The sequence below is a fragment of the Bacillus sp. LR--39 genome (assembly GCF_053613335.1).
The window spans coordinates 1-902 of sequence record NZ_JBSIOT010000517.1 but is presented as its reverse complement, the minus strand read 5'-3'; the positions used below and the strand labels follow the sequence as shown (position 1 = coordinate 902).

Annotated in this window: 2 protein-coding genes; both read right to left on the bottom strand. The window is 42.1% G+C overall.

Features of this window, described 5'->3' with window-relative positions; translation table 11 throughout:
• The coding region (locus ACWHAR_RS24585; RefSeq protein WP_452088121.1) for a hypothetical protein at nucleotides 1-90 on the bottom strand (90 nt) is incomplete at its 3' end.
• Nucleotides 91-201: 111 nt separating this feature from the next.
• Nucleotides 202-902, bottom strand: a 701-nt coding sequence (locus tag ACWHAR_RS24580) for a YjjG family noncanonical pyrimidine nucleotidase (protein WP_452088120.1), incomplete at its 5' end; no start/stop codon positions are given.

Below are 902 nucleotides of genomic sequence, written 5' to 3'. Positions count from 1 at the left end.
ATGGCAGATTCCGATAATAATCAAAATCGGATACACCGTGGTGCCTGGTTTTTGAACTGTTTTTTCTTTTAACAGGGCGGCGATAGCCAATTGAGTCTCCTCCTTACATATATAACCAAAGCATACCACCATATTATTCATAAGGTGAAGAATTTATCAAGAGGAAAAAAGACTCTTATGAAAGAAACGCCGTCAGCCTGATTAGCAGCTGACGGTATTTTCGATATTCAAAATGTGATATAGCTCTTCAAGCTTACGAATCTCATAGGTTGGTATGATCTCTGGCACATTCGGCTTCATGTCAGGGTTTATCCAGCAAGTATCAAGACCGGCGATCTGTCCGCCTTTGATATCAGCAGTCAGTGAATCCCCAATGATTAATGTGTGCTCTGCTGAAAATTGAGGAATCCGTTCAAACACGTAATCGAAATATTCCTTCATCGGCTTTTGGAAGCCTGTGTCTTCAGAAACGAAAATGTCCTTGAAGAATGGAAATAATCCTGAATCACGGAGACGCTTATATTGTGTGTGAGACACGCCGTTTGTCACGATGTACAAATCAAACTGTTGCTGCAGATTTGAGATGAGATCAAATGCATCGTCAATAAGCTGATGTCCTTCTTCAAGAAAGCGGCGGTATTTTTGCTCAAGCAAAGCGCCGTCCGCTTCGTAACCGTACTCCTTGAGCAAAGCGGAGAAACGCGTGTTTACGACTTCATCCCGTGTCATCTTACCTTCTTCAAAGGCTCTCCAGAGACCTTGATTGATGGTTTTATACTGCGCCTTCATGTCATTTGTTAAAGGAATGTTCTGATCTTCAAACAGCAAACGCAGGGCTAAAGCTTCTGCCGCTTGAAAATCAAGGATGGTATCATCTGCATCAAATAATAAAGTGCGGTATC